Here is a 25,790-nt window from a genome sequence, read left to right as displayed (position 1 = left end):
GCTGTACTGCTTGCGGCCGTGGCCGCTTGGCTGATCGTGTCGACGCCGCCACCGGAAATGAGGGTTGTGCAGGGAGCGCAGATGGCACCTGCGACTGTCGGGGCATCCGGCGGCCTGCCAACGCACCCACCGCAGCACCTGGCTTGGCGGCCGCTGGACCAGCAGCAGCTGGCGGAGTGGCGTGGCCCGTACTGGCTGCGCTGGCAGGTGCCAGCGCCGGAAAGCGGCGCCGATCATGGACGTACAGTGAGGCTGTCGTTGCGCGCTGCCAGCCAGCTGTACTGGAACGGGATGCCATGGATCAGCAATGGCGCTGTTGGTCGCACGCCGGAAGAAGAGAAGCCGGGGCGCGTAGACGTCGTGCGCGTGCTACCGCCGCCGTCGGGCAACGCCACCGATGAACTGCTGGTGCTTGCATCCAGCCAGCAGCAGCGTTTCGCCCTGCATGGCGCAGATGCGATGGTGCTGATCGCGCCAGCCCCCGTGCTGTACGGCCAGATCATCCTGCCATGGCTGATCGCGGCCTTCGCCACCGGTGCGCTGGCAGCCGCATGCCTGTATTTCCTGGCGGTGCTGCGTGGGCAGACACGCACACCCGGCGCGCGCCTGCTGCTGGCACTGGGTGTGGTGGGTCTTGCACTACCCGCGGTCGAGGCGTGGCGATCATTGCTGGGCTACACCTATCCTTGGCATGGTGTTCGCCTGGTCGCGCTGCTGGCCCTGCATGTGACCGCAGCGCTGCTGCTGCCGGCCTATCTTGCGCGTCGCTTCGAGGTGCCCTTACCGAGGGCTGGCTGTTTCATCTATCTGGCGCTGATCATGGCAGCGGCCATCGCGCTGCCCGGCTTCGACACCCGCTCAGCGGCGGTGCTGCTGTTGAGCCTGCTCGTCTCGGCGTGGGTGCTGATGCGCGCGCCTCCCGACCAGGAAGACCGATGGCCGATCCTGGCGCTGCTGTCTGCGGGCCTGCTGGCGCTGCTGGTCGCACGCGGCGCCTTCCTTGATGGCCCCTACTTCCTGCTGCTGGCGGTGCTGATGGTGTTCCTTCTGCTGCGCCACGCTGCCCAGTTGCAGGCGCTGGACCGGCACAACGCCTGGCTGCGCGAAGAGCGCGCACGGCTTTCGTTGCAGTTGTTGCAACGGGGCATCCAGCCACATTGGCTGATGAACACGCTGACCTGCCTGCAGGAACTGATCGAGCAGTCGCCGATGCGCGCCAGCCGCCTGGTGGAATCGCTGGCCGATCAATTCGATCGCCTGCGCGACAGCAGCAGCCGCCAGAGCGTTCCCTTGCAGGACGAACTGGCGTTGTGCCGCAGCCACCTGGATATCGTCGGCCTTGCCTTGGACCGGCGCATGGTGCTGGAGGTCGATGGCGAAGATGCGGCGCTTTCGCTGCCGCCAGGCATCCTGCATGCACAGGTGGAAAATGCACTGACCCATGCCGGCGCTGGTGCCTGTGCACTGCACCCTTTCCGCCTGCACGTGCAGCGCGACAACGCACGCTGGATACTGGAACTGCGCAGTGCGCGAGGCTCAGCCCCGCACCGCGGCCGTGGCACGGGTACACGTTACATCGAGGCCAGCCTGGCGGCGGCCAGCCCCACCGGCTGGAGCTTCGTGCAGGGCATCGACGGTGACCATTGGTGTGGCCGGATCGAGCTGACATGCGCATCCTGATCGTCGAGGACGAACCCCTGGTGCGACAGCGCCTGCTGCGCATGTGCAGCGAATTGGCCGGTGCACGCGCGCGTTTCGATGCGGTGGCCGATCTGGAAGCAGCCGGCGACCGCTTGCAGCGCAGCGTCTACGACGGCCTGCTGCTGGACCTCAACCTTGGCGGCGACGATGGCTTCGAGCTGCTGCGCCGCGCGGTGTCCGGGCGCTACCAGTGCGTGGTGGTGTCGGCGCACCGCGAGCGCGCATTGCAGGCGTTCGAGCATGGCGTACTGGACTTCGTGCCCAAGCCCTTCTCACGCGAGCGCCTGGCCCAGGCGCTGGAACGGCTGCTCGACGCAAGCCGCTACCGGCCCGGCTGCGCCCGCTATCTCGGCATCTGGCGTGCGCAGGGGACTACGCTGGTCGAACTGGCCGACGTGCAGTGGATCCGAGCGGACGGCGACTACAGTGAGCTGCGCATGCGCGATGGACGTATCGAACTGCATGACAAATCGCTTGCCGGCCTGGGGCCATTGCTGCCGCCGGAGTTCGTGCGTTGCCACCGCTCCCATGTCGTCAACCTGCGGCATGTCCGCAGCCTGCATGCCGCGTCAGGCAGTCGTTACTGGGTCGTACTCAGCGACGGTACGGAGCTGCCCGTGGGCCGCGCGCATGTCGCGGCGCTGCGCACTGAACTCAATCTGGACTGAGCCTGCGGCCCGCCCCCTCAGGGAGCTGCAACGATGGGTGCGGGGCGCTGCGGCGAGCTTGCATTCCGACGGCTACCAGCGCATCCGCTTCAGGACGGGATTGCCCGAGGCATGGTGCTTGATCACCGCAGCGATGTGCAGGACAAGCAGGCCGGCAAGCACCATGCAGGCGTATTTGTGGGCCGCGTTGAACGCCGACGTCAGCTGAACGTCGATGAGCGGCGGTGGAAGGGTCAGCACGTTGAAGACGTTGATGTCCCTGTCCATCATCAGCACGCCGGTTATCAGCACCACGATCGTGGTCAGATAGATCGCGAAGTGTGCAAGGCGGGCAGCCCGCCCCTCCGCGCTCGTCGGTTGCACTGCGCTTGCCCGCAGCAGTGCCAGCAGCACGCGAAGGGCGAAGAACGGAATCAGCGTAAAGGTCAGCGAGACGTTGAGGAAGCCGATGGCTTGGCGGGTAGCGTCCGCGACATCGAACAACGCCACGTAGAAGCCGCTGAGGGTTGCCCACAGAATGATGATGGCTGAGAACCAGTGCAGCAGCACCTGGATTCTGGTGTAGGTCATTGAACATTGCTCGCCGGTAAGGCCGAGCGACATTAGGGGTTTACCTATCCAGTTTGAATCGGACAGCTTGCAAAACGCAGGGTGAGCGTTCGATTCGGTGAACCTGATCCGCTTTCAGGGCGTCTGCAGCAGCAGCGAATACAGGATGCGGGCGTCTTCGGCGTCGAGTGTTTTCGGCAGGGTGTCACTGCCACGGAAGCGACGGTGGAACGCTCGCACCGCTGCTTCGCGGTTGTCCAGCGGATAACCGAAGCGCGCCAGCGCAGCCCATGCATCGAAGCCTTCCGGCGCAGCACTATCGGCAGCGCGCGGCCACACGCCGAAACCGGCTTCGGCCAACTGTTGCCACGGGAAGAAGCGACTGGGATCTTCCTTGCGCGTTGGCGCCAGGTCGGCGTGGCCGATCACCTGCCGCGGTGGGATGTTCAGGCGTTCAGTGAGATCACGCAGCAGCACGATCAGCGATTCGATCTGCGCGGGGCTGAAAGGCGTACGGCCATCGTTGTCCAGTTCGATGCCGATGGACGCGGAGTTGAGGTCGGTGATGGTGCCCCAGCGCCCGGAACCGGCATGCCAGGCGCGCCGTTCATCGGCCACCAGCTGGTAGCGATGGCCATCGGCGCCGATCAGATAGTGCGCGCTGACCCGCCCGCCACTGTTGGCGGTACGCAGCGTGTGCAGGCTCTGCTGCACCGATTTCTGCTCGGTGTGGTGGATGACGATGATGACCGGCGTGCGCGCGTTCTGGTTCGGCGACGGCACCCAGGTGGCAAGCGGGTTGCGGATTTCCTGCGGCGTGGACGCGCAGGCGGCCAGCAGCAGGCAGGCCGAGAGCATCAGGGACGTGCGGATCGGGTGCATGCCCTGATTGTGCGCGATAAGCCCCGACGATGCAGTAGAGCCACGCCATGCGTGGCTGGGCGGCCCGTGCGGGCCGCCCACCCTGTAGATGCATCAGGCCTCGTAGGCCGATTCACCATGCGAGGTCACATCCAGGCCGGTGCGCTCGGCCTCCTCGGTCACGCGCAGGCCGACGACCACCTTGACCAGCAGCAGGATGGTCGCGGTCACCACCGCCGACCAGACCACGGTGAGGCCGACGCTGACCACCTGCACCCATACCTGGTGGCCGATATCCAGATCGGCCTTGGTGCCGCCCAGCGACTGCGCGCTGAACACACCGGTGAGGATCGCGCCGACGATGCCGCCCACGCCATGCACACCGAACACGTCGGCGGTGTCATCCACCTTCAGCAGGCGCTTCAGACCGGTCACGCCCCACACGCAGACCACGCCGGCAACCAGGCCGATGACGATCGCGCCGAGCGGGCCGACCGTACCGCACGCCGGGGTGATGCCGACCAGGCCGGCCACCGCACCCGAGGCCGCGCCCAGTGCCGACGGCTTGCCCTTGCTGATCGCTTCTACCAGCGTCCAGCCCAGCACCGCTGCAGCCGTGGCCAGCACGGTGTTGAGGAAGGCCAGCGAGGCAACCGTGTCGGCTGCAGCGGCAGAACCTGCATTGAAGCCGAACCAGCCAACCCACAGCAGCATCGCGCCGATATAGGTGAACGGCACGTTGTGCGGCTTCAGTGCAGTCTGCCCATAGCCCAGGCGCTTGCCGACGAACCATGCAGCGACCAGACCGGCCACGCCGGCGTTGATGTGCACCACCGTGCCACCGGCGAAATCGATCGCGCCCATCTCACCCAGGTAACCGCCGCCCCAGACGATGTGCGCCATCGGGATGTAGCTGAGGGTGAACCACAGCGCCGAGAACAGCAGCACCGCGCGGAACTTGATGCGCTCGGCGAAGGCACCGACGATCAGCGCGGTGGTGATGCCGGCGAAGGTCGACTGGAAGGCGACGAACAGGTAATCCGGCAGGCCCTTGATCGGCGTGTTGCCCACCGACTCCGGGGTGAAGCCCTTGAGGAAGGCGAATTCGGTGAACGAGCCGAAGAACGGATTGCCGGCGCTGAACACGGCGCTGTAGCCATAGGCCACCCACAGCAGCAGCACCAGCGAGAACACCACCAGGATCTGGCTGAGCACCGACAGCACGTTCTTCGAACGCACCAGGCCGCCGTAGAACAGGGCCAGGCCCGGCACCACCATCAGCAGCACCAGCAGGGTGGAGGTGAGCATCCAGGCGACGTCGCCATGGTCATAGGCGGGCGCAGCCACCGCTTCGGCAGCAGCCGGCGCAGCGGCAGTCGGGTCCTGCAGGGGCTCGACGGCCACGGCCTCGCTCTGCAACGGCGTGACCTGGGCCTGGGCATGTGCACTGCCTGGCCAGATACCGGCGGCCAGCGCGCTGAGCAGCATCAGCAGGCACACCAGATGGAACCGGGCTTGCCACCCGGTGAGAAGGCGCATCTTCATGGGGGAGTCTCCGGAAGGGGGTTTACAGCGCGTCAGCGCCGATTTCGCCGGTGCGGATGCGGATGACCTGCTCGACAGCGGTCACGAAGATCTTGCCGTCGCCGATCTTGCCTGTGCCTGCAGACGACTGGATCGCTTCGATCACAGCGTCGGCACGCTCGTCTGTGACGACGGTTTCGATCTTGATCTTGGGCAGGAAGTCGACAACGTACTCGGCACCGCGATACAGCTCGGTGTGGCCCTTCTGGCGGCCGAAGCCTTTCACTTCGGTCACGGTGATGCCCGACACGCCGGCATCGGACAGGGCCTCTCGGACCTCGTCGAGCTTGAACGGTCGGATGATGGCGGAGATCAGTTTCATGCGCATGTCCCGATGGTGGATGGGGCCAGCGCGCCAACGCGCGATGGCATCAGGCAACCACGGGCCATCGTGGTGATGGCCGTGGCTGTTGCACCGGACACGAACCGGGCCGGGACAGCCGTGCCTCTCTCCTTGCACGGCCGACGCGGGAGGGAGGGCGGCCCAAGTCGCGTATCCGGTCTCTCTCTTGCCCCTGGATCAGGGGTCAGAGCCCTTTCGTTGACAGAAAGGAGTCCGACCCCGATCTGACCGCGGCTCCCCAGCCGCGAAGACGGATGCGATGGCGGCGGGTGGGAGGGGGTACCCACCGCCATCGCAACCGGTCAGCTGGCGTAGTACAACTGGTATTCCAGCGGGTGGGTCGCCGCGCGGAACTTGGTCACTTCCTGCATCTTCAGCGCGATGTAGCCGTCGATGAAGTCATCGCTCATCACGCCACCGGCCTTGAGGAACTCGCGGTCCTTGTCCAGCGCTTCCAGCGCCTGGTCCAGCGAGGAGCAGACCTGCGGGATCAGCTTCTCTTCTTCCGGCGGCAGGTCGTACAGATCCTTGTCGCTCGGTGCGCCCGGGTCGATCTGGTTCTTGATGCCGTCCAGGCCGGCCATCATCAGCGCGGTGAAGGTCAGGTAGCCCGACTGGATCGGATCGGGGAAGCGCATTTCAATGCGACGCGCCTTCGGATTGGACACCCACGGAATGCGGCACGAGGCCGAACGGTTGCGCGCCGAGTAGGCCAGCATCACCGGGGCTTCGAAGCCCGGCACCAGGCGCTTGTAGCTGTTGGTACCCGAGTTGGCGAAGGCGTTGATCGCCTTGGCATGCTTGAAGATGCCGCCGATGTACCACAGCGCCATCTGGCTCAGGCCGCCGTAGCCGTCACCGGAGAACAGGTTGGTGCCGCCCTTGGACAGCGACTGATGCACGTGCATGCCGCTGCCGTTGTCGCCGACGATCGGCTTGGGCATGAAGGTGACGGTCTTGCCGTTGCGGTGGGCGACGTTCTTGATGACGTACTTCATCCGCAACAGTTCGTCGGCCTTCTGCACCAGGGTGCTGAATTTGGTGCCGATCTCGCACTGGCCGGCGGTGGCCACTTCGTGGTGCTGCACTTCCACTTCGATGCCGACCTGTTCCAGGGTCTTGCACATCTCCGCACGCAGGTCGTGCAGGGTATCGGTCGGCGGCACCGGGAAGTAGCCGCCCTTCACGCCCGGACGATAGCCGCTGTTGGCGCCGTCGTACTTGGCGCCGCTGTTCCACGCCGCTTCTTCCGAGTCGACCTTGAAGAAGGTGTTGCCCATTTCATTGGCGAAACGCACCGAATCGAAGATGAAGAACTCCGGCTCCGGGCCGAAGAACGCGGTTTCGGCGATGCCCGAGGACTTCAGGTACGACTCGGCGCGCTTGGCGATGCCGCGCGGGCAACGGCCATACGGCTGCATGGTCGCCGGGTCGAGGATGTCGCAGCTGATCACGATGGTCGGATCGGCGTAGAACGGGTCGACGTAAGCGCTGGCGGTATCGGGCAGCAGCACCATGTCCGACTCGTTGATGCCCTTCCAGCCGGCGATCGAGCTGCCATCGAACATCTTGCCTTCTTCAAACAGCGACGGCTCGACGATGCTGACCGGGAAGGTCACATGCTGTTCGACACCACGCATGTCGACGAAGCGCAGATCGACGAACTCGATCTGGTTGTCCTTGATCAGCTTCTCTACGGTTTCCACGGACATCGGTACGACCTCGGATGGGAATGAATGCCTGCTGAGGTACAGCAATGACCGTGCCAACTTTTCGCCCTTCACAAGTCGTTGATTTCAAAGCCGCTGCCCCAGCGAGGTGCAGAACCAGGTGCACCAAACGGGTGCGTCGATCACCGGACGCACCCGTTTGGTGCGGCATGGATCGTCTATTCTTTCGAGCTTCTTCCGCCGCCCGCGCCCGCACCGTCCATGTCCGATCTGCTCTCCGCCCTGCTGCTGGGCATCCTCGAAGGCTTGACCGAATTCCTGCCGATCTCCAGCACCGGCCACCTGCTGATCGCCCAGCACTGGCTGGGCGCGCGATCGGATTTCTTCAACATCATCATCCAGGCCGGTGCGATCCTGGCCGTGGTGCTGGTGTTCCGCCAGCGCCTGCTGCAGCTGGCCACCGGTTTCGGCCAGCGCGAGAACCGCGAGTACGTGTTCAAGCTCGGCGCGGCCTTCCTGGTGACCGCGGTGGTCGGCCTGGTGGTGCGCAAGGCTGGCTGGTCGCTGCCGGAAACCGTGAGCCCGGTGGCCTGGGCGCTGATCATCGGCGGCATCTGGATGCTGCTGGTGGAGGCCTATACCGCACGCCTGCCTGATCGCGACCAGGTGACCTGGACGGTGGCCATCGGTGTCGGCCTGGCGCAGGTGGTGGCCGGCGTGTTCCCCGGTACCTCGCGCTCGGCCTCGGCGATCTTCCTGGCCATGCTGCTGGGCCTGAGCCGCCGCGCGGCCGCTGCCGAGTTCGTGTTCCTGGTCGGCATTCCCACCATGTTCGCCGCCAGCGCCTACACCTTCCTGGAACTGGCCAAGGAAGGAAACCTGGCCAGCGAGAACTGGACCGACGTCGGTGTCGCCTTCGTTGCCGCCGCCATCACCGGCTTCGTCGTAGTGAAGTGGCTGATGGGCTACATCAAGTCGCATCGCTTCACGGCCTTCGCGATTTACCGCATCGCCCTGGGCGCTGCATTGCTGCTGTGGTTGCCGTCCGGCAGCTGAACAGCGCCGGGGCACGGTAACCCCGTTGCCGGCCCCGATCCGTTTCCCCCTCGGTTCCCCAAGGAGAATCACCATGAACCGCAAGCTCACCCTGCTCCTCCCGCTGGCCCTGCTGGCCGCCTGCAGCCAGACCCCCGCCCCGGCCGGTACCGGTGGTGACGATCTGGCCCCGGCTGCGGCCAAGGCCGGCGACCAGAAGGCGCTGGCACACCTGGATGCGCAGCGCCTGCAGAGCCAGCACTGGCTGCTGCAGCAGGCCACCGCGGCCGACGGCAAGCGCATCGATGCGCTGTTCGCCCGCGAAGACAAGCCGGTCACCCTGGACTTCGCTGATGGCCGCCTGTCGGTCAGCAACACCTGCAACCGCATGGGCGGCGGCTACACCCTGGCCGACGGCAAGCTGAGCGTCAGCGCCATGGCCTCGACCATGATGGCCTGCACCGACAAGGCGCTGATGGCGCTGGACGAAGCCGTCTCCAGCCGTCTGCAGGGCGAACTGAAGGCCGAACAGGACGGCAACGGCGTGCTGACCCTGACCACCGCCAAGGGCGACGTGCTGGTGTTCAACCCGGAACCGACCGCTGAAACCCGCTACGGTGGCGCCGGCGAGACCGTGTTCCTGGAAGTGGCGGCGAAGACGGAGAAGTGCTCGCACCCGCTGATTCCGGATTACCAGTGCCTGCAGGTGCGAGAAGTGAAGTTCGACGACAAGGGCCTGAAGCAGGGTGAGCCGGGCAAGTTCGAGAACTTCTACGGCAGCATCGAGGGCTACACCCACGAAGACGGCGTGCGCAACGTGGTGCGTGTGAAGCGCTACGAAGTGAAGAACCCGCCGGCCGATGCGCCGTCGCAGGCGTACGTGCTGGACATGGTGGTCGAGTCGGCCATCGAGAAGAAGTAATGCAGAAGGGCGGCCGCGAGGTCGCCCTTCTTCGTTGTGGGTAGAGCCGGCCGCTGGCCGGCTGCTGCACACAGCTCCGGCGACATACGGAACATGCCGGCCAGCGGCCGGCACTACCTATATGCATCAAGGAGACCGACATGAAACGGACGTACATGCTCGCACTGGCCTTGCTGGCCATCGGTAGTGGCAGCAGTGCATACGCCGCCAGCACACCCACCACCGACCAGCTTGAAGCCCATCTGTGGCAACTCGCGCGCGCCACCGACGCGCAGGGCAAGCGCATCGACGCGTTGTTCGTCAGGGGCCGTGAGCCGTACACCCTGCGCTTCCAACCCGGCTACATGAGCGAGTTGAACCTGTGCAACTACGCAAGCAGCCAGTATCAGCTGCAGGGCGACCGGCTGATTCTGGAGAACGGGGTTGTTACCACAGCTGGCTGCATACGCGCCGAGGTTGCCGAGCAGCAACGGCGTGCCAGCACACTGGTCAATGGCCGGCCGGCCCCGACGCTCGCACTGGACGACAACGGCAGCCTGGTCCTGCGCAACGTGCATGGCGACACGGCGATATTCACCCCCGCGCCGCTGCCGGTGAAATGAAAAGGGCGGCCTTGGGCCGCCCTTCCTCGTTGACTGGTAAAGCCGGCCGCTGGCCGGCTGCCATCTACAGCGGATGCCGGCCAGCGGCCGGCACTACCCGAAGCCTGGTATCAGGCCAACGCCGGGTTCAATGTGTAGGTGCCGTGCAACGCTGCTTCGGCCAGCACGTGGCCGTGCATGGCTCGGAACGCATCGGCGGCGGTGAAGCGCTCGGGCAGCGGCAGCGAGGCGATGTCCAGCGCGAACACGCGGAAGAAGTAGCGATGCACGCGCTCGTCGTTGAACGGCGGGTACGGACCGTCGTAGCCGAGGTAGTCACCGGCCATGTCCGGATTGCCGGCGAACCAGCCGGTGAAATCGTTCAGGCCCTGGCGGCTGCCGGCCGGGCCGGCCGGCGCGGTCTTGCCCTTCACGACGAAGCCATCGCTGCAGCTGCCCGCGGCGATCTCCTGCACCGAGGCCGGGATGTCGGCCATCACCCAGTGCACGAAATCGCAGCGCGGCTGATCGCGCGGCACGCTCATGTCATCGCGGCCAACCGTCTCCGGCACTGTCGGTACGTCCGGGTCCACGCATACCAGCAGGAACGAGCGGGTGCCGTCGGGCACGCCGCTCCAGGCCAGGTGCGGGTTGCGGTCGGGGGCGAAGCCGTCGGCATCGCCGGCGGCGAACTCACGGTCGATCGGCGCAGCGTTGACCAGGCTGTGACTGCTCAGTTGCATCTGATGCTCCTCACTCTTCCGGGTAACCCAATCGCACCGCGACCGGGGTGAGCTGGGCGAAGGCGGCGCCCATCACGTCGCGATACCTGCGCCAGTGGCCGGCAGGCAGGCGCGGCGCGCCCAGCTGTGCAGCCGGCGGCATCGGACGTCCGAACACGCGGCCCAGCAGGTCGGCCATCGCATGTGCATCGTTGCCGATCTCGTCGATGCGCAGCAGCACGTGCGGATACAGGTCCTCCTCGTGCAGCGCGGCGATCTGGGTCAGCGAACGCACCAGCCACTGGCTGGCTTCGGCCATCGAGGTCATCGCCAGCGGTGCAGCGGCGCCATAGGCGATCCAGTCCAGCAGCATGTCGCGCGGGTCGCGCAGCACCAGCAGCAGGCGACCCTGCGGCAGCTGCGGGCGCAATGCCCACAACAGCGCGTTGTCCCACCACAGCAGCCAGTCGATCACGGTATCGCTTTCCAGGCCGCGCGCCGGCAGGTGTTCGCGCCAGCGCTCGACCAGGCGTTCCGGGCTCAGCACGCCCGACGCCAGATCCTGCAGCGTGTTGTAGTTCTGGAAGGCATCGTCGGGTGGATTGGCGGTGTAACGATCACTGCGCAGTACCGGGCTGGCAGCGGCCAGGCCGGTTGCCACCCGCTCCACGCCCGAACCCGGGGCGCCCCACAGGAAGATCGGAGCCGAGCCGCTGTCGCGCGTTGCCTCGTCGATGCTGGCCATCTCCGGCCAGCTCGGCGGTGCCTTGGCCTGCGGCGGCAGCGGCAGCCGCTGCGAGGCCTGGTCGGTCTGCAGCGCCATCCACGTACGCAGCGCTTCTTCCGGCTGCCCGGTGCGATCCTGGATTTCGCCCAGCCAGGTCCGCAGGTCGGCGCGGTGTCCCTCCGGTGCCTGCGCGATCAAGGCCTGCACGCGCTCCACGGCGGCGGCCGGGTCACGCTGCAGCAGACCCTCGACACGACGGCTTTCACCGCTGACGCGGCCCGGTTCCAGGGTGGTGATGCGCTCGGCGATGGCTTCGCCCTGCTCGTGTTCACCGGCCATGTCATGCAGGCGCATGCGCGCTTCCAGCGCCGGCAGGTGGCCGGGCATCGCTGCCATCCAGCGCTCCACGACGGCCACGGCGCCGGCACTGCCGACGTCTTCCACGGCCAGTCGTGCCAGCCACAGGTCATGCAGCTGGTCATTGCTTTCCAGAGCCTCATCCAGGCGTGCACGGGCTTCATCTTCGCGGCCCAGGCGCTGCCAGGACATCAGCAGCAGCTGCAGCACCTGGCGCTCACCCTGCAGCGATTGCAGCAGCGGCAGCAGATGCTCCAGCGCCTGCAGCGGCTGGCCACTGCGCAGTGCCAGCTCGCCGGCCAGGCGGCGCATCGGCGGTACATCCAGCTCCGGCTGCTGCAGCGCCTGCTGCATTGCCTCGGCGGCGGCCTCGACGTTGCCCTGGCGCAATGCCAGCTGCACCACCATGCCGTGCAGCGAGGACATCTTCGGGTTCAACGCGAGTACGCGACGGAACGCCTGCTCGGCGAACGCCAGCATGTCCTTGCCCAGATAGGCAAAGCCCAGTGCGTACAGCACGCGGGTATCGTCCGGCAGCGCCTGGCTGGCCGCCGACAGCAGGGCCAGCGCGCGGTCGGCGTCGCCACGACGCAGCGCGACCATGCCATCGATGGTCAGCAGTTCCGGATGGTCCGGCTCCAGCCGCGATGCGAGGGTCGACAGCCGCTGGGCCTCGTCGAAATCGTTGCGGCCCACCGCCAGGTGCGCCTGCATCAGGTAGGCGGGGAAGGCGTTGGGGTCCAGCCCGGTGGTGCGCAGCAGGGCTTCATCTGCACCGTCGAACTGGCGCAGTGCCAGCAGCAGGCCGGCGTGCTGCAGGTGCAGCTGCGCATCATCGGGCGCCAGCTGCAGCGCCTGCTGCAGCGCCTCCATTGCGGCCTCGGCCTGGCCCTGCTGCTGCAGCGCAAGCGCCAGCCAGCGGTGGGCCTCGGCCTTGCCGGGTTCGTCACGGGTCCACGCCTGGGCCAGCTGCACGGCCTGGCCGGCATCGTTCTGGCGCAACGCTTGGAGGATCTGGTCTTGCATGGCCGTCCGGTTCAAGGTCAAACCCGCATTGTAGCGGGCCGCGCGCCGGTGCCGGTTCAGCCCGGCAGGACCCGCCGCAGACGCTGTGCGACCCAGCGTTCGGAGAAACCATCGCCGCGCCAGTTTTCCAGGAAGCCACAGTGGCCGCCCCAGCAGGCGGTTTCCAGCCGCGCCTGCTGCGGCAGCTGCCAATCGCGGAAGGTCGCGTAGGGGATCACCGGATCGTCCTGCGCCATCAGGATGTCGGCAGGTACCTGCAGCGTGGACAGGCGGTTGCCGGCGATGGAATAGCCATCGAAATAGGCCTGCAACGAACCAAACGTGGTGTGCCGTTCGACCAGCCAGGCGGTAAGCGAACGGATGTCCATGTTCAGCACGCGGTCGTCGCAGTCGCTCAGTTCGGGGAAGAGATCGCGCTTGCGACGCAGCGAGCCGGCCCACTTGCGGCGGAAATACCAGTCGTACATCGCCGGGCCGTTCTCGATGTTCTCCATGGTCAGCCCCGGGTCCAGCACCGGGCAGACGGCGGCCACGTGCTGCAGCGGCACGCCCGCGGCTGGCGCGCGCAGGGCCAGCCGCAGAACGAAGTTGCCACCCAGCGAATAGCCGGCCGCAACCAGCGGCAGATCGGGCCAGCGCTGGGCGACATCGCCAGCGGCATGCACCACTTCGTCGATGAGGTTGGAGTGGAAGATGCCGGGATTGAGGTGATGGGTGTTGCCGTGGTCGCGGAAGTTCAGCCGCACCACGTCGAACCCCTGCTCCAGCATGCGGGCAGCGGCCATGCGCATGTAGCTGGATTCGGCGCTGCCTTCCCAGCCGTGCAGCAGCAGGGCGATTCCGCGCGGTTCGCGCCCTTCGACATGGCTGTGCCAGCCCTGCAGGCGCACACCCTCGCCGCCATCGAGGATCAGCTCTTCGCTGACCGCGCCGGTGGCAGCCAGCAGCAGCAGGCCGCGCTGCAGGCGCATGCGGCTGGAACTGAGCATCGACTGCAGGTGCGGATTGCGCAGCCAGCGCGGCGGCTGATAGTCGGACGCGGTGAGCATCGGCGCATCAGCGTCGAGGGTGGGTGGCGGAAAAACGGCCACCATGGCCTCAGTCCCCGCTCATGGCCGCCACGATGCGCGCGCGCGAGGTCTCCGCGATGCGCCGACGGCCTTCCAGGTCCTGGGTGCCGATCGGCTCCAGGAAATGCACTTCGGTATGCCGCGCCGGCTCACCGAGCAGGCGCAGGAAATTGGCGAAGAAACTCTCGCCCGGGCCGAAGGCCACGATGGTCTGTGCATCGCCGCGCACGCCATAGACCAGCGCCACCGGCTGCACCGGTACGCTGGTTTCGACTGCCGCCTGGAAGATGCGCGCGTGGAACGGGCCAACGTCGTGGCCACCACGGGTACGCCCTTCCGGGAACACGCCCACGGCCTTGCCGGCGCGCAGACGGTCGGCCATCACCTGCATCACCCCACCGAGTGATTCGGTGTTGCCACGCTGGTGGAAAATGGTCTGGCCGCGCGCGGCAAGCCAGCCCACCACCGGCCAGCTGGCGATCTCGCGCTTGGCGACAAAGCCCATCATGCGCTGGCTGTGCAGGATGGAGATATCGACCCAGCTGACATGGTTGGCAACGAACAGCACCGCGCCCGGCAACGGCTGGCCGACACGCGACAGGCGGAAGCCGAAGATCCACATCAGCCCGCCCTGCCACCAGTTCACCACCTTGGCGCCGAAGGTATCGTCGCCCACACGCAGCTCGCCCCATGGCGGAAGCATGCCGATCAGGATCAGCGGCAGGAACACGGTGATGTGGACCAACAGCAGCGGTACGCGGTACAGGTAACGGCACACACGCGCCACGCCGCCGCGGGGGGCCGGAGTGGGGGAAGTCATCCGCGCACGATACCGGAGGGCTGCCATCGCTGCCAGCCGAATTCGGCCATAAGTCTCATTGACGGCGGCCATCGGCGGGGAACGCTGGGTTCCGCCGCCGTCACTGCTGCCGCCAGGGCTCAACCGTGCCCGGCCGCCACCACGGCCAGGGTCAGCCGCGAGATGCAGACCAGCCGGCCCTGCTCGTCCTCGATGCGGATTTCCCACAGCTGGGTGCTGCGGCCCACGTGCACCGCGCGCGCGGTACCGGTGACCGTCCCCGAACGCACGGCGCGTACGTGGTTGGCGTTGATCTCCAGGCCCACGCAGATCTGCTTGGCGGTATCCACGCAGAGGTTGCCGGCGCTGCTGCCCAGGGTCTCGGCCAGCACCACCGAGGCACCGCCGTGCAGGATGCCGTACGGCTGGCGGGTGCGCTCGTCCACCGGCATGGTTGCCTGCAGCCAGTCCTCGCCAGCGGCACTGAAGACGATGCCCAGGGTGCTGATGGCGGTGTTCTGGCTGAGTGCGTTGAGCTGCTCGATGGAAACGGCTTCGCGGAATACCTGGGTCATGCGGCTACCTTCAGAGGATGGGAACGAGGCCGGCGCCGAATGCGGTCAGCATGCGTACCAGCAGCCACTTCGGCCCGACATTGACCTCGGGGAAGTCACCCACCGCGACATAGCACCGGTGGAAATCAGCGCTCTGCCGCGGCAGTGGCTGCGGGCAGTCCGGGCCGGGCTTGAACTCGTAGTCGGTGGCGTAGCGCCATGGCCAGAAGTCGAGGATCGGCAGCGCCTCGGAGGCCTTGCCGACGCTGTAGTTCAGGCCGGACAGGACCGGCGGCTTGGCACGCGGCGCCACCGTCCAGGAATTCTGCGGATGGGTATCGCGCAGGATGCTCTGGGCCAGCTGCTCGGCGAAGGCCGGATCGTCGATGATCACCGCGCCTTCGGTGTTGTAGTTCTCGCTGCGCGGATCGAAGTTGTGGGTACCGACCACGCCGATGCGGCGGTCGACCACCAGGGACTTGGCATGCAGGCCCATGCGCGCGCCCTTGCGGGTGACCGGCAGCGGCTTGTTGACCGCCTTGCTGCCCAGGAACGACGGGCGCGTTTCGGTACGCAGCAGGCGGGTCTCGACTTCGCTGCCGGCGGCACGCCGGCGCGCACGACCATTCTCATAGGCGCTGCCGGTACGCGGATGGATCACCCGCGCCGGCGGGTCATCCACGTCCGCAGTAGCCACCACGTCACCGCCGCCACCGGCATTGCTGCCTGCTGCGCTGCCACCGAGCAGCGGATTGCGGCCGGTATCGCTGCCCGGCGCCGCGATCGGGTCGGGCAGCAGGTTGCGGTAATCGACCGGAGCATCCAGCGGGAACGGCTTGAATTCAAAAATGTTGAAGCCAAGCTCGCGCATGTTGCGCCGCTTGTACTTGTACGACAGCGCATACACGATCGGATTGTCGGTGGCGGCCAGGCTGTTGCTGGACACCACCACGCGCGGTGGCTGCGGGCGCTTGCGCAGCTCGCGGAACAGCTTCTGTGCCGGCTTGGACAGCACCAGGTAGGGCGTCTGCAGGATCACTTCGTGCTGCGCGCTGGAGATCAGTGCATCGAGCTGCGGCTCGGTGACATGCTGCCCGGCCAAGGGTGCGTCGGCGCGCTCGCGCCGATGCTTGCGCGGCAGATCGGCCACATAGCGCACCGAGGCGACCGGCAAGGCGGTGTCCACGAACGAACGGGTGACGAAGTCGACATCGTTGGCCTCCTCGCTGACCCGCTCCACCCGCTCGGGCCTGCGGAACTGCGCGGGCGGCAGCACCGGCACGCCCTGCTTGAGCAGGGTACGGCCGACATCGTTCAGGCGTTCGGCCGGCACGCTGCGCTGCGCGCGCCAGAAGGCATCGAAATTGGCGGCCATCGCGCGCGCTTCGGGGCCGGCGATCAGCACGTCACGGTCGCGGAAGTTGTATTCGCGGTCCCAATCGTAATAGTCGTCCTGGTAATTGCGCCCACCGACCACGCCGATCGCATCGTCGACCACCAGCAGCTTGTTGTGCATGCGCTGGTTGAAGCGGCGGAAGCAGCACAGCACGCTGCCGGCATAGTCGAAGTAGTTCAGCCGGGCCTTACCGAACGTCGGGTTGTAGACCCGCAGTTGGAAGTTCTGGTGGGCACCGGCCAGTGCGCCAAGGATCTGCAGGTCGGAGATCGCTGAAAGCTGGTCGATCAGCAGCCTTACCTTCACCCCGCGCCGCGACGCCGCCAGCAGCTCGTCGATGACCAGGCGCGCGCTGTCGTCCTTGTCGAAGATGTAGGTCTGCAGGTCGATGCTGCGGGTGGCGCTGCGCAGCAGGTTCAGGCGCGCGACCAGCGCGCCTTCGCCTTCGTCCAGCAGGGTGGCGTAGTGCCGCGGCTGTTCCGGGGTCGATTCGCTGAACGCCCGGCCGGCCAGGGCCCGCAGGGGCGAATCCAGCGCGCAGCGGTCGGCCTGCTGGCAATCCACCTGCGTTGAGCGTGCCTGTACGGCGATCGCCTCGGCGCGATCACGCTGGGCATGCGACAGCGACGCGCAGCCGCTGCCCAGCAACACGGTTGCCAGCACCAGTACACGCAGCAATGGATTCACGGTTTGGACGCCTCGCTGAGACGTGCACGCAGTACGAAAGTCACTCGGTCACTCAAGGCAAGCTGCCAGCTGTCCATGCCGTACCGGCCTCGTTGCACGGTACCGCGGCTGACGACGTCGCAATCATAGCCGGGTCGGGCACATTCCGCTTTCTCGACCTTGAGCGTCTCCGGATGGCTGACGCCGCGCAGGGTCAGCCGCCCATCGATGCCGCCACCGTCGGCGACCGTCTCCGGCCAGTACGGCAGCGAGTCGAACTCGACGAAGGGGTAACGGCCGGCGTCGAAGAACTCCGGGCCGCGCATCCAGCCGGTATAGCGGTCCTTGCCGGGGATCTCCACGGTGCGGGTGAACATCTTCAGGTGGACCTGGTGACGGCCATCGGACAGCACCTCGATGCGCCCCTCGAAACGCGGGAACACCCCCTCGATGCGCTGGCCGAAGCGGGTGCGGACTTCGAAACCGATCTGCGAGCGCACCACATCCAGCTGCAGCGTACGCGGCGACTCGGCCACGACCGCCGGCAGCGCGGTCGGTGGCGGTGCGGCGGCCCAGGCCGGGCCGATCGCCAGAACGACTGGCAGCAGGCAGCGGCCCGGCAACGCAAACCTCATCGGCTCACGGCCACCAGAAGGCGTTCAGGCTGGCCACGCCCGGCTCGATCGTTGCCTCGCGGGCGAAACCGAGCACGGCCACGCCGCCCGGCGGCATGCCGCGGTAATCACTGCTGGTGCCATCGGTCATCAGCGCCACCAGCTGCTCCAGCCCGGGGTTGTGGCCGACGATCAGCACCCGGTCCAGGTCACGGCGCTCGTCCACCAGCGCGGCCAGGGTGCCGGGGGTGGCCTCGTAGATGCGGTCTTCCAGGCGCTTTTCGACATAGCCGATGGCTGCCATCACCGCTTCCAGGGTTTCGCGGGTCCGCCGCGAGGGGGAACACAGCACGCAATCAGGCAGCAGGTTGTTCTCCTTCAGCCACTTGCCGGCGGCTTCGGCTTCGGCGAGCCCCACCGGCGACAACGGCCGGTCGAGGTCGGCCTGGCCGGTAGTGGCCGGTTCGGCGTGGGCGTGGCGGAGCAGGATCAGTTCGCGCATTGCGGGATTCCAATAAAGGGATGGAGACCTACGGCTCTTACAGTTTCAGCCAGGACAACAGGGGTTCCCAGTCGGCCTGGTGCTCGCGCACCTGGGCGGAGCGGTAATCGAAAAGACTGCGACCCAGGCCGGTCATGACCACATAGCTCTGGCTGTCGCGCAGTTGGGCGACCACCGGATAGGGCCAGTCAGCCAGCATCTGCAGGGCCTGCTGCGAGGTCTGGGTCCAGGGCTTGGTGCGGTTCAGCACCAGCCCGACCGGCAGCTTGCGGCTGTGCACGCGGGGTACCTGGGCCAGGCTGTTGAGGAAGCCGACGATGGCTTCGATGTCCAGTGCCGAGGGCAGTACCGGCACCACCACTGCATCGGCAGCGTCGAGGAAATGCGGGATATCGTCGGCCAGTGCGCCAGCCGGTGCATCGATCACCACGGTATCGGTACCGTCGGGCAGCTTCTGCGCCCACTGCTTCTTGCGGTACACGTCGATCGGCAGCACCGCGCTTTCCAGCCCGGCCCGGCGCTGTGCCCAGCGGGTGCTGGACCCCTGCGGGTCGGCATCGGCGATCACCGTGGCCTTGCCTTGCAATGCCGCGTACGCGGCCAGGTGGGTGGCGATGGTGGACTTGCCCACCCCGCCTTTGGAACCGGCCACCAGGATCGTCTTCATGCCAGCCTCGCTTCCGGGTACGTGCCCCGAGCGTACACCGCCGATGGTGACGGAAGGTAGAGCCGTGCTGAACCAGCGCCCCCGGCCTTTGCTATCGTGGCGCCCCCGAAGGACCGAACCGCCATGAGCGAACTGCAGGACCTGAGCGCACTGATCCGCGCCAACACGCCGTTGATCGTGGTCGAGACCCAGGATGAGGGTCGCATCGTCGAGCTGTTCCGGCAGACGCTGATGCATGTCTGGCGGGCCCTGCACCGCTGGTCGATCACCGAGGGCCTGCGCCGCATCGATCTGGAACGCGAGGACGAGCCTGTGGGCCCGCCCGATGCCAGCGCCGCACTGCAGATGATCCGCCAGGCCGACCAGCGCGGGGTGTACCTGCTGCTCGATTTCCACCCTTACCTGGGCTATGCCAGCCACCAGCGTGCGCTGCGCGACCTGATCCAGCGCCGCCACAGCGAACCGCACGTGCTGGTGCTGATCGGCGCCAAGGTGGAACTGCCGGCCGAACTGGAAGCCCTGGCGGTGCGCTTCAACCCGCGCCTGCCCGACGCCAATGCGTTGTTGAAGATGCTGCGCGAAGAAGCCGATGCCTATGCACGCGAACACGGCGGACGCCGGGTGGAAGTGGACAGCGAGGCGGTCAAGAAGATCCTGAAGAACCTGCAGGGGCTGAGCCTGGTCGATGCGCGGCGCATCGCGCGGCAGCTGATCTATGCCGATGGCGCACTGCGCGACGACGACCTGCCACAGCTGGCGCGGCTGAAGTTCGAGCTGCTCAACCGCAGCGGCCACCTGTTCTTCGAGCACGACAGCGCCCGCTTCGGCGATGTGGCCGGGGCCAACCGGCTGAAGCGTTGGATCAACCAGCGTCGCGTCGCCTTCATCGCCGGCTCGGCACCGGCCGGGTTGGACCCGCCGCGCGGCATGCTGCTGCTGGGCGTGCAGGGCTGCGGCAAATCGATGCTGGCCAAGGCCACCGCCGCCGGCTTTGGCGTGCCGCTGCTGCGCCTGGACGTGGGCGCGCTGTACAACAAGTACCACGGCGAGACCGAAGCCAACCTGCGCCAGGCGCTGGCCTCGGCCGAGCAGCTGGCGCCGTGCGTGCTGTGGATGGATGAGATCGAAAAGGGCCTGGCCACCGGCACCGAGGATGGCGGCGTGTCGCGCCGCGTGCTCGGCTACCTGCTGACCTGGATGGCCGAGCGCAAGGCGCCGGTGTTCATCGTGGCTACCGCCAACCAGGTACACGAGCTGCCGGCCGAGCTGCTGCGCAAGGGCCGCTTCGACGAAATCTTCTTCGTCGACCTGCCCTCGGCCGATGTGCGCGTGGAACTGCTGCGGCTGCACCTGGGGCGGCGCCAGCTCAATGCCGACGACTTCGCGCTGCCGGCACTGGCAGCGGCGGCCAACGGGTTTTCCGGCGCGGAAATCGAGCAGGCGATCGTGGCGGGACTGTATTCGGCGCATGCCGAAGGCCGGCCACTGGATACCGAACTGCTGATGGGCGAGATTCGCACAACGCGGCCGCTGTCGGTGTTGATGGCCGAGCAGGTGGCGGCGTTGCGGGAGTGGGCGTCGGGGCGCACGGTGTCCGCGGACGACTGAGGGTTTCCTGCGAACGGCGAAGCCCCTCGTGGATGGTCGCTGAAGGCGCCAGCTGTGGGTTGGCCGGGCGGATAGGCTGCGCAGGGGTCGCTGCAAGTACGTCCCTGTAAGCTCGGTCGCCGCATCCATGCGGCTCACGCCCCTGCGCAGCCTACCCGCCCGGCCACGGACAGTTTCCGTGGGCGGCCAGCCACGGAAAAGAAAAAAGAAGAGCAAAAGCAAAAGCGGTTGGCTTGCCGCTTTCTGTAGCGCCGAGCCCACGCTCGGCTGCATTCCGATCAGATATCGATCATTCGATTCCAATGCAGATTCATCCACGCATGGCGTGGATGTACGTGTCGACCAAGGTCGACACCTACCAACAGCAGCGGGAATCTGTCGAAGGCGGGGCGGTGTGGGCAGGCAGGACCGTTGGCGCCATGGATGGCGCCAACGAGCCCCCAGGGACGGGTTCACGGCGTGTCCTGCCTGTCCACACCGCCCCGCCATCCCTCAGCAAGCCGCTTTGGCTTTGGCTGTTGCCTCTGCGGGTGCCGGGTGCAACCCGGCCGAACCCCCACCCTCAGGGCCAGGCGGGTGGCGCGGCCGCCCAGGCCTGCTGTACTTCGGCCAACGTCGCGCGTTCGTCATCGCGCCAGCCCGGCAACAGCTGCGCGTAACGACTGCTGTCGCGCCATTGCGCCGGCTCGGTGCGCACGGCAGCGGCATACCACTTCACCGCCTCCTGCTGCTGGCCGGCCCGCCACAGCGCCAGCGCATAGCTCGGCGGAACCCAGCCGGGATTGCTGCGCAGGGTGCCGGCAGCGGCCTGCCACTGTTCCAGCGCGGCCAGCGCCTGGCCCTGCCGCAACAGGTCCCAGCCATAGTTCCAGCGTACGCTGCGGCCCAGCGCGCTCTGCACCGGCGCTTCGGCCAATGCCTCGCGATAGAGCTTGTCGCCCAGTTCCGCGCGCCCCTGCGCAATGGCGACCGACGCCAGCTGCGCCGTAGCTTCCAGCCCCTTGCGGCCACGCTCGCGGTGCTTCAGCAGCTGTGCCACCAGATCTTCGCCTTCACCCTGCACCACCGTGATCGGCGCGGCAGCGGCGTCGCTGTCGAAATAGAACTCCTGCGGTGCCGGCAATGCCGGCGCGGCCCACGCAGTGGCCGCTCCCGAGACCAGCAACACGCCGGCCAGGAACTGTCCTGCAACTGACATCCAGATTCCCCCAAGGTTGAAACACCAACCCTCCCTCTCTCACCCCGATCCTAACCCCAGCACGTCCTTGGCGCGAGTGCCGGGGCTTTTGCCCCCCACTGTTACAATTCGCGCCTTTCCCGCCGCGTGTACCTGCGCGGCCGGTGCCAGCCGATCCTGACCAGGCCAGCCATGACCAGTACCGCGCAACTCACCTCACCCGCCTCCGCCGACCTGCTCGACCGTGATTACACGCTCGACCACAAGTACACCCGCAACGAAGGACGGATCTACCTGAGTGGCGTGCAGGCGCTGGTGCGGCTGCCGCTGATGCAGCGCCTGCGCGACGAAGCCACCGGCATCGACAGCGCCGGTTTCATCAGCGGTTATCGTGGCAGCCCGCTGGGCGGCTTCGACCTGGAGCTGTGGCGCGCGCGCAAGCACCTGGAAGCGGCCAAGGTGAAGTTCACCCCCGGCCTCAACGAGGACCTGGGCGCGACCATGGTGTGGGGCACCCAGCAGACCAACCTGTTCCCCGGCGCCAACGTGAAGGGCGTGTTCGGCATGTGGTACGGCAAGGGCCCGGGCGTGGACCGCTGTGGCGACGTGTTCAAGCACGCCAATGCCGCCGGCACCTCGCGCCATGGCGGCGTGCTGGCACTGGCCGCCGATGACCACGCCTGCCGCAGCTCGACGCTGCCGCATGGCAGCGAGGACGAATTCGTCAGCGCGATGATGCCGGTGCTGAACCCGGCCGGTGTGCAGGACATCCTCGACATGGGCCTGCTCGGTTGGGCGATGAGCCGTTACACCGGGCGCTGGGTCGGTTTCAAGACGATCGCCGAGACGGTGGAATCGTCGGCCTCGGTCGAGGTCGATCCACTGGCCCGGCGCATCGTGCTGCCGGAAGACTTCGACATGCCCGCCGGCGGCCTCAACATCCGCTGGCCCGATCCGCCGCTGGACCAGGAAATGCGCCTGCACCGCTACGCGGTGAAAGCCGCGCAGGCCTTCGCACGTGCCAACGGCATCGACAAGGTGGTGATGGACGCGCCGCGTGCGCGGCTCGGCATCGTCACCACCGGCAAGAGCTACCTGGACGTGCTGCAGGCGCTGGAATACCTGGGCCTGGACGAGCAGGCCTGCGCCGACATCGGCATCCGCGTGTACAAGGTCGGCATGACATGGCCGCTGGAGCCGGAAGGCATCGCGCGCTTCGCGCAGGGCCTGGAAGACATCATCGTGGTGGAGGAGAAGCGCGCCTTCATCGAGCGCCAGATGAAGGAGCAGTTCTTCAACTGGCCGGCCAGCTGGGGCCAGCGCCCGTCCATCGTCGGCAAGTACGACGAGGCCGGCGAGTGGATCCTGCCGTCGACCGGCGAACTGACCCCGGCCACCATCGCCGGCGTGATCGGTCGTCGCATCCAGAAGTTCTTCAACAACGACTCCATCGAGCAGCGCCTGCAGTGGATGCAGGAAAAGGAAGCCGAGCTTGCGTTGCCACGCGCCAGCTTCCCGCGCGTTCCGCACTACTGCTCCGGCTGCCCGCACAACACCTCCACCACCGTGCCGGAAGGCTCGCGCGCGCTGGCCGGCATCGGTTGCCATTACATGGTGACCTGGATGGACCGCAGCACCGACACCTTCACCCACATGGGTGGCGAAGGCGTGACGTGGGCCGGGCAGGCCGCGTTCACCGATACCCAGCACGTGTTCCAGAACCTGGGCGACGGCACCTATTTCCACAGCGGATCGCTGGCGATCCGCCAGGCGATCGCGGCAGGCGTCAACATCACCTACAAGATCCTCTACAACGACGCGGTGGCGATGACCGGAGGGCAGCCGGTGGACGGTCCGCTGAGCGTGCCGGACATCGCAAGGCAGATGCGTGCCGAGGGCATCCACACCATCATGGTGCTGTCGGACAACATCACCAAGTGGACGCGCCAGCGCGAGCATTTCCCCAGCGACGTGGAGTTCCATGACCGCAGCGAGCTGGACGCGGTGCAGAAGCGCCTGCGCGAAGTGAAGGGTGTTTCGATCCTGATCTACGAACAGACCTGCGCCACCGAGAAGCGCCGTCGCCGCAAGCGCGGCAAGCTGGAAGATCCGCAGAAGCGGGTGATGATCAATTCGCTGGTCTGCGAAGGCTGTGGCGACTGCGGCAAGAAGAGCTTCTGCGTGTCGGTGCTGCCAAAGGAAACCGAGTTCGGGCGCAAGCGCGACATCGACCAGTCCAACTGCAACAAGGACTATTCCTGCGTCAACGGCTTCTGCCCGAGCTTCGTCACCGTGCACGGTGGACAGCCGCGCAAGGGCAGCAAGCGCGATGCCTCCACCCTGCTGGACAACCTGCCGGCACCGGTGGTGCGCGGCACCCTGGAGCAGCCCTGGAACATCCTGATCACCGGCGTTGGCGGCACCGGCGTGGTGACCATCGGCGCCCTGCTGGGCATGGCCGGTCACCTTGAGGGCAAGGGCGCCTCGGTGCTCGACCAGACCGGCCTGGCGCAGAAGGGTGGCGCGGTGACCACGCACATCCGCATCGCCCGCCGCCCCGAGGATATCCACGCCGTGCGCATTGCCGCTGGCGAAGCCGACCTGGTGCTGGGCTGCGACATGGTGGTTGTGAACGACTATTGGGCACTGTCGAAAGTGCGTGCCGGCCGTTCGCAGGTGGTGCTCAACACCTATGAAGCGATGCCGGGCACGTTCACCACCCGCCCGGACATGCAGTTCCCCGCCGCCGACATCATCGCCGGCGTGCGCGTGGCCCTGGGTGGCGAAGAGCCGCTGCTGCTGGACGCGACCCAGCTGGCCACCGCATTGCTCGGCGATGCGATCGCCGCCAACCTGTTCATCCTCGGCTACGCCTGGCAGCAGGGCCTGGTGCCGCTGTCGTTCGAGTCGCTGATGCGTGCCATCGAGCTCAACGGCGCCGCGGTGGCGATGAACCAGCAGGCCTTTGCCTGGGGCCGCCTGGCCGCGGTCGATCCGCAGGCCGTGCAGCAGGCGGCAGGCGTGGTGCGCAACCGCCATACCGACACCGAGAACACGCCGGGCCCGCTGCATGCACTGCCGCCGGGCGAATGGGAAGGCAACGAGTGGGGCGCTACCGCCGCACCGCGTAACACCGGCGACGAGCGCGAGCTGCGTGGGTTGCCGACCCATGGTGGCGATGTCGCCTTCCTGCCGTTGGACGACGCGCGCCTGTCGCGCTCGCTGGACGAGATGATCGAGCGCCGCTCGGCATTCCTGACCGACTACCAGGATGCCGCCTACGCCAACCGCTACCGCACGCTGGTCGAACGCGTGCGCGCGACCGAAGCCGAGCGCATCGGTGGGTCCACCGCATTGACCGAAACCGTGGCCCGCTACCTGTTCAAGCTGATGGCGTACAAGGACGAATACGAAGTGGCGCGCCTTTACACCAGCGGCGATTTCCAGCGCCGCCTGCAGCAGCAGTTCGAGGGCGATTACCAGCTGCGCTTCCATCTGGCACCGCCGCTGTTCGCGAAGAAGGACGAGCAGGGCCGGCTGCTGAAGAAGGAGTACGGCCCGTGGATGTTCAAGGCGTTCGGCCTGCTGGCGAAGCTGAAGTTCCTGCGTGGCGGCCGCCTGGATGTGTTTGGCCGCACCGAGGAACGCCGCATGGAGCGCCAGCTGATCACCGATTACGAGGCGACCGTGCAGGTGCTGCTGGACGGCTTGGATGATGACCGCCTGGCGCTGGCGGTGGAGATCGCCAGCGTGCCCGAGCACATCCGCGGCTTCGGCCACGTCAAGGAAGCCCATTTCGAGAAGGCCAAGGCCCGCGAAGCGGTGCTGCTGGCGCAGTGGCGCAACCCGAAGGCACTGCATATCGTGCAGGTGGCGTAGTAGCACACCGCAAAAAGAAACCTATTGATTGCCTTTTGAGAATGCAATCAATAGGTTGCCTGTGGCGCAGGAAAGAGATAGGTTGTGTGTCGTAAAGCAACCTATCCTTTGC

The 25,790-nt window shown here is 66.9% G+C and carries 22 protein-coding genes; 7 read left to right on the top strand and 15 right to left on the bottom strand.

Annotation, left to right across the window (positions count from 1 at the left end; genetic code table 11):
* The first annotated feature begins 81 nt into the window (after positions 1–81).
* Together QP457_RS00820 and QP457_RS00815 are read left to right on the top strand one after the other, a co-directional pair.
* On the top strand, positions 82–1,680 hold the full coding sequence (locus QP457_RS00820; RefSeq protein WP_240196681.1) for a sensor histidine kinase: 1,599 nt from the start codon (positions 82–84) through the stop codon (positions 1,678–1,680).
* Entirely contained in the window at positions 1,668–2,369 is a 702-nt protein-coding gene (locus QP457_RS00815; RefSeq protein ID WP_205406112.1) for a LytTR family DNA-binding domain-containing protein, read from the top strand. The genes QP457_RS00820 and QP457_RS00815 overlap by 13 nt, the downstream gene beginning before the upstream one ends.
* Before the next feature lie 72 nt (positions 2,370–2,441).
* Here the strand turns inward: QP457_RS00815 and QP457_RS00810 are convergent, their stop codons facing one another.
* The 5 genes from QP457_RS00810 to glnA form a co-directional block, all read right to left on the bottom strand.
* Complete coding sequence (locus QP457_RS00810; protein ID WP_286041053.1) at positions 2,442–2,972, bottom strand: cytochrome b/b6 domain-containing protein; 531 nt, start codon at positions 2,970–2,972, stop codon at positions 2,442–2,444.
* A gap of 81 nt (positions 2,973–3,053) precedes the next feature.
* Entirely contained in the window at positions 3,054–3,800 is a 747-nt protein-coding gene (locus tag QP457_RS00805) for an N-acetylmuramoyl-L-alanine amidase (RefSeq protein WP_205406111.1), read from the bottom strand.
* A 93-nt stretch (positions 3,801–3,893) separates the two neighbouring features.
* Positions 3,894–5,324, bottom strand: coding sequence for an ammonium transporter (gene amt / locus QP457_RS00800; RefSeq protein WP_205406110.1), 1,431 nt, complete (start codon positions 5,322–5,324; stop codon positions 3,894–3,896).
* 22 nt (positions 5,325–5,346) lie between these two features.
* Entirely contained in the window at positions 5,347–5,685 is a 339-nt protein-coding gene (locus QP457_RS00795; protein WP_004134334.1) for a P-II family nitrogen regulator, read from the bottom strand.
* A gap of 323 nt (positions 5,686–6,008) precedes the next feature.
* A complete protein-coding gene (gene glnA / locus QP457_RS00790; RefSeq protein ID WP_205406109.1) occupies positions 6,009–7,418 on the bottom strand; it encodes a type I glutamate--ammonia ligase in 1,410 nt (469 codons plus the stop codon).
* 219 nt (positions 7,419–7,637) lie between these two features.
* On the opposite strand from glnA, the gene QP457_RS00785 reads away from it, so the two are divergent.
* The 3 genes from QP457_RS00785 (at position 7,638) to QP457_RS00775 (ending at position 9,935) form a co-directional block, all read left to right on the top strand.
* Positions 7,638–8,432, top strand: a complete 795-nt coding sequence (locus QP457_RS00785; RefSeq protein WP_180164621.1) for an undecaprenyl-diphosphate phosphatase — start codon at positions 7,638–7,640, stop codon at positions 8,430–8,432.
* A 73-nt stretch (positions 8,433–8,505) separates the two neighbouring features.
* Positions 8,506–9,333 carry an META and DUF4377 domain-containing protein gene (locus QP457_RS00780; protein WP_205406108.1) on the top strand — a complete coding sequence of 276 codons (828 nt, stop codon included), beginning with the start codon at positions 8,506–8,508 and terminating at the stop codon, positions 9,331–9,333.
* Between the two features lie 140 nt (positions 9,334–9,473).
* Positions 9,474–9,935 (top strand): META domain-containing protein, encoded by a 462-nt coding sequence (locus tag QP457_RS00775; RefSeq protein WP_100554350.1) that lies wholly within the window; start codon positions 9,474–9,476, stop codon positions 9,933–9,935.
* Between the two features lie 110 nt (positions 9,936–10,045).
* On the opposite strand, the gene QP457_RS00770 is transcribed toward QP457_RS00775, so the two are convergent.
* The 9 genes from QP457_RS00770 to QP457_RS00730 all read right to left on the bottom strand — a co-directional run bounded on the left by QP457_RS00770 (position 10,046) and on the right by QP457_RS00730 (position 19,014).
* Positions 10,046–10,657: a YbhB/YbcL family Raf kinase inhibitor-like protein gene (locus QP457_RS00770; RefSeq protein ID WP_100554349.1), complete on the bottom strand. Its 612-nt coding sequence runs from the start codon at positions 10,655–10,657 to the stop codon at positions 10,046–10,048.
* Between the two features lie 10 nt (positions 10,658–10,667).
* Entirely contained in the window at positions 10,668–12,746 is a 2,079-nt protein-coding gene (locus QP457_RS00765; RefSeq protein ID WP_205406107.1) for a tetratricopeptide repeat protein, read from the bottom strand.
* A 56-nt stretch (positions 12,747–12,802) separates the two neighbouring features.
* The gene (locus QP457_RS00760; RefSeq protein ID WP_100554514.1) at positions 12,803–13,837 is read right to left on the bottom strand and encodes an alpha/beta fold hydrolase; all 1,035 of its coding nucleotides are present in this window, start codon (positions 13,835–13,837) and stop codon (positions 12,803–12,805) included.
* 7 nt (positions 13,838–13,844) lie between these two features.
* A complete protein-coding gene (locus tag QP457_RS00755) occupies positions 13,845–14,636 on the bottom strand; it encodes a lysophospholipid acyltransferase family protein (RefSeq protein WP_089241724.1) in 792 nt (263 codons plus the stop codon).
* Between the two features lie 119 nt (positions 14,637–14,755).
* Entirely contained in the window at positions 14,756–15,190 is a 435-nt protein-coding gene (locus QP457_RS00750; protein ID WP_089241726.1) for a hotdog fold thioesterase, read from the bottom strand.
* A 10-nt stretch (positions 15,191–15,200) separates the two neighbouring features.
* Positions 15,201–17,252 (bottom strand): phospholipase D family protein, encoded by a 2,052-nt coding sequence (locus QP457_RS00745; protein ID WP_180164633.1) that lies wholly within the window; start codon positions 17,250–17,252, stop codon positions 15,201–15,203.
* A complete protein-coding gene (locus QP457_RS00740) occupies positions 17,249–17,866 on the bottom strand; it encodes a YceI family protein (RefSeq protein WP_180164635.1) in 618 nt (205 codons plus the stop codon). The genes QP457_RS00745 and QP457_RS00740 overlap by 4 nt, the downstream gene beginning before the upstream one ends.
* A gap of 4 nt (positions 17,867–17,870) precedes the next feature.
* A complete protein-coding gene (locus QP457_RS00735) occupies positions 17,871–18,347 on the bottom strand; it encodes a histidine phosphatase family protein (RefSeq protein ID WP_032977995.1) in 477 nt (158 codons plus the stop codon).
* Positions 18,348–18,384: 37 nt separating this feature from the next.
* On the bottom strand, positions 18,385–19,014 hold the full coding sequence (locus tag QP457_RS00730) for a ParA family protein (protein WP_099819504.1): 630 nt from the start codon (positions 19,012–19,014) through the stop codon (positions 18,385–18,387).
* A gap of 123 nt (positions 19,015–19,137) precedes the next feature.
* Here QP457_RS00730 and QP457_RS00725 point away from each other — a divergent pair, with 123 nt between their 5' ends.
* Positions 19,138–20,622 (top strand): AAA family ATPase, encoded by a 1,485-nt coding sequence (locus QP457_RS00725; RefSeq protein WP_025875996.1) that lies wholly within the window; start codon positions 19,138–19,140, stop codon positions 20,620–20,622.
* Positions 20,623–21,184: 562 nt separating this feature from the next.
* Here QP457_RS00725 and QP457_RS00720 read toward each other — a convergent pair.
* A complete protein-coding gene (locus QP457_RS00720) occupies positions 21,185–21,820 on the bottom strand; it encodes a tetratricopeptide repeat protein (protein ID WP_180164639.1) in 636 nt (211 codons plus the stop codon).
* 171 nt (positions 21,821–21,991) lie between these two features.
* Here QP457_RS00720 and QP457_RS00715 point away from each other — a divergent pair, with 171 nt between their 5' ends.
* A complete protein-coding gene (locus QP457_RS00715; RefSeq protein ID WP_205407027.1) occupies positions 21,992–25,678 on the top strand; it encodes an indolepyruvate ferredoxin oxidoreductase family protein in 3,687 nt (1,228 codons plus the stop codon).
* The last annotated feature ends 112 nt before the right edge of the window (positions 25,679–25,790 follow it).

The sequence above is a fragment of the Stenotrophomonas sp. As-7 genome, from assembly GCF_030291015.1.
In the GTDB taxonomy this organism is placed as follows: Bacteria; Pseudomonadota; Gammaproteobacteria; order Xanthomonadales; family Xanthomonadaceae; genus Stenotrophomonas; species Stenotrophomonas lactitubi.
The sequence above is the reverse complement of the archived record's forward strand: the minus strand, read 5'-3'. Positions and strand labels throughout refer to the sequence as shown.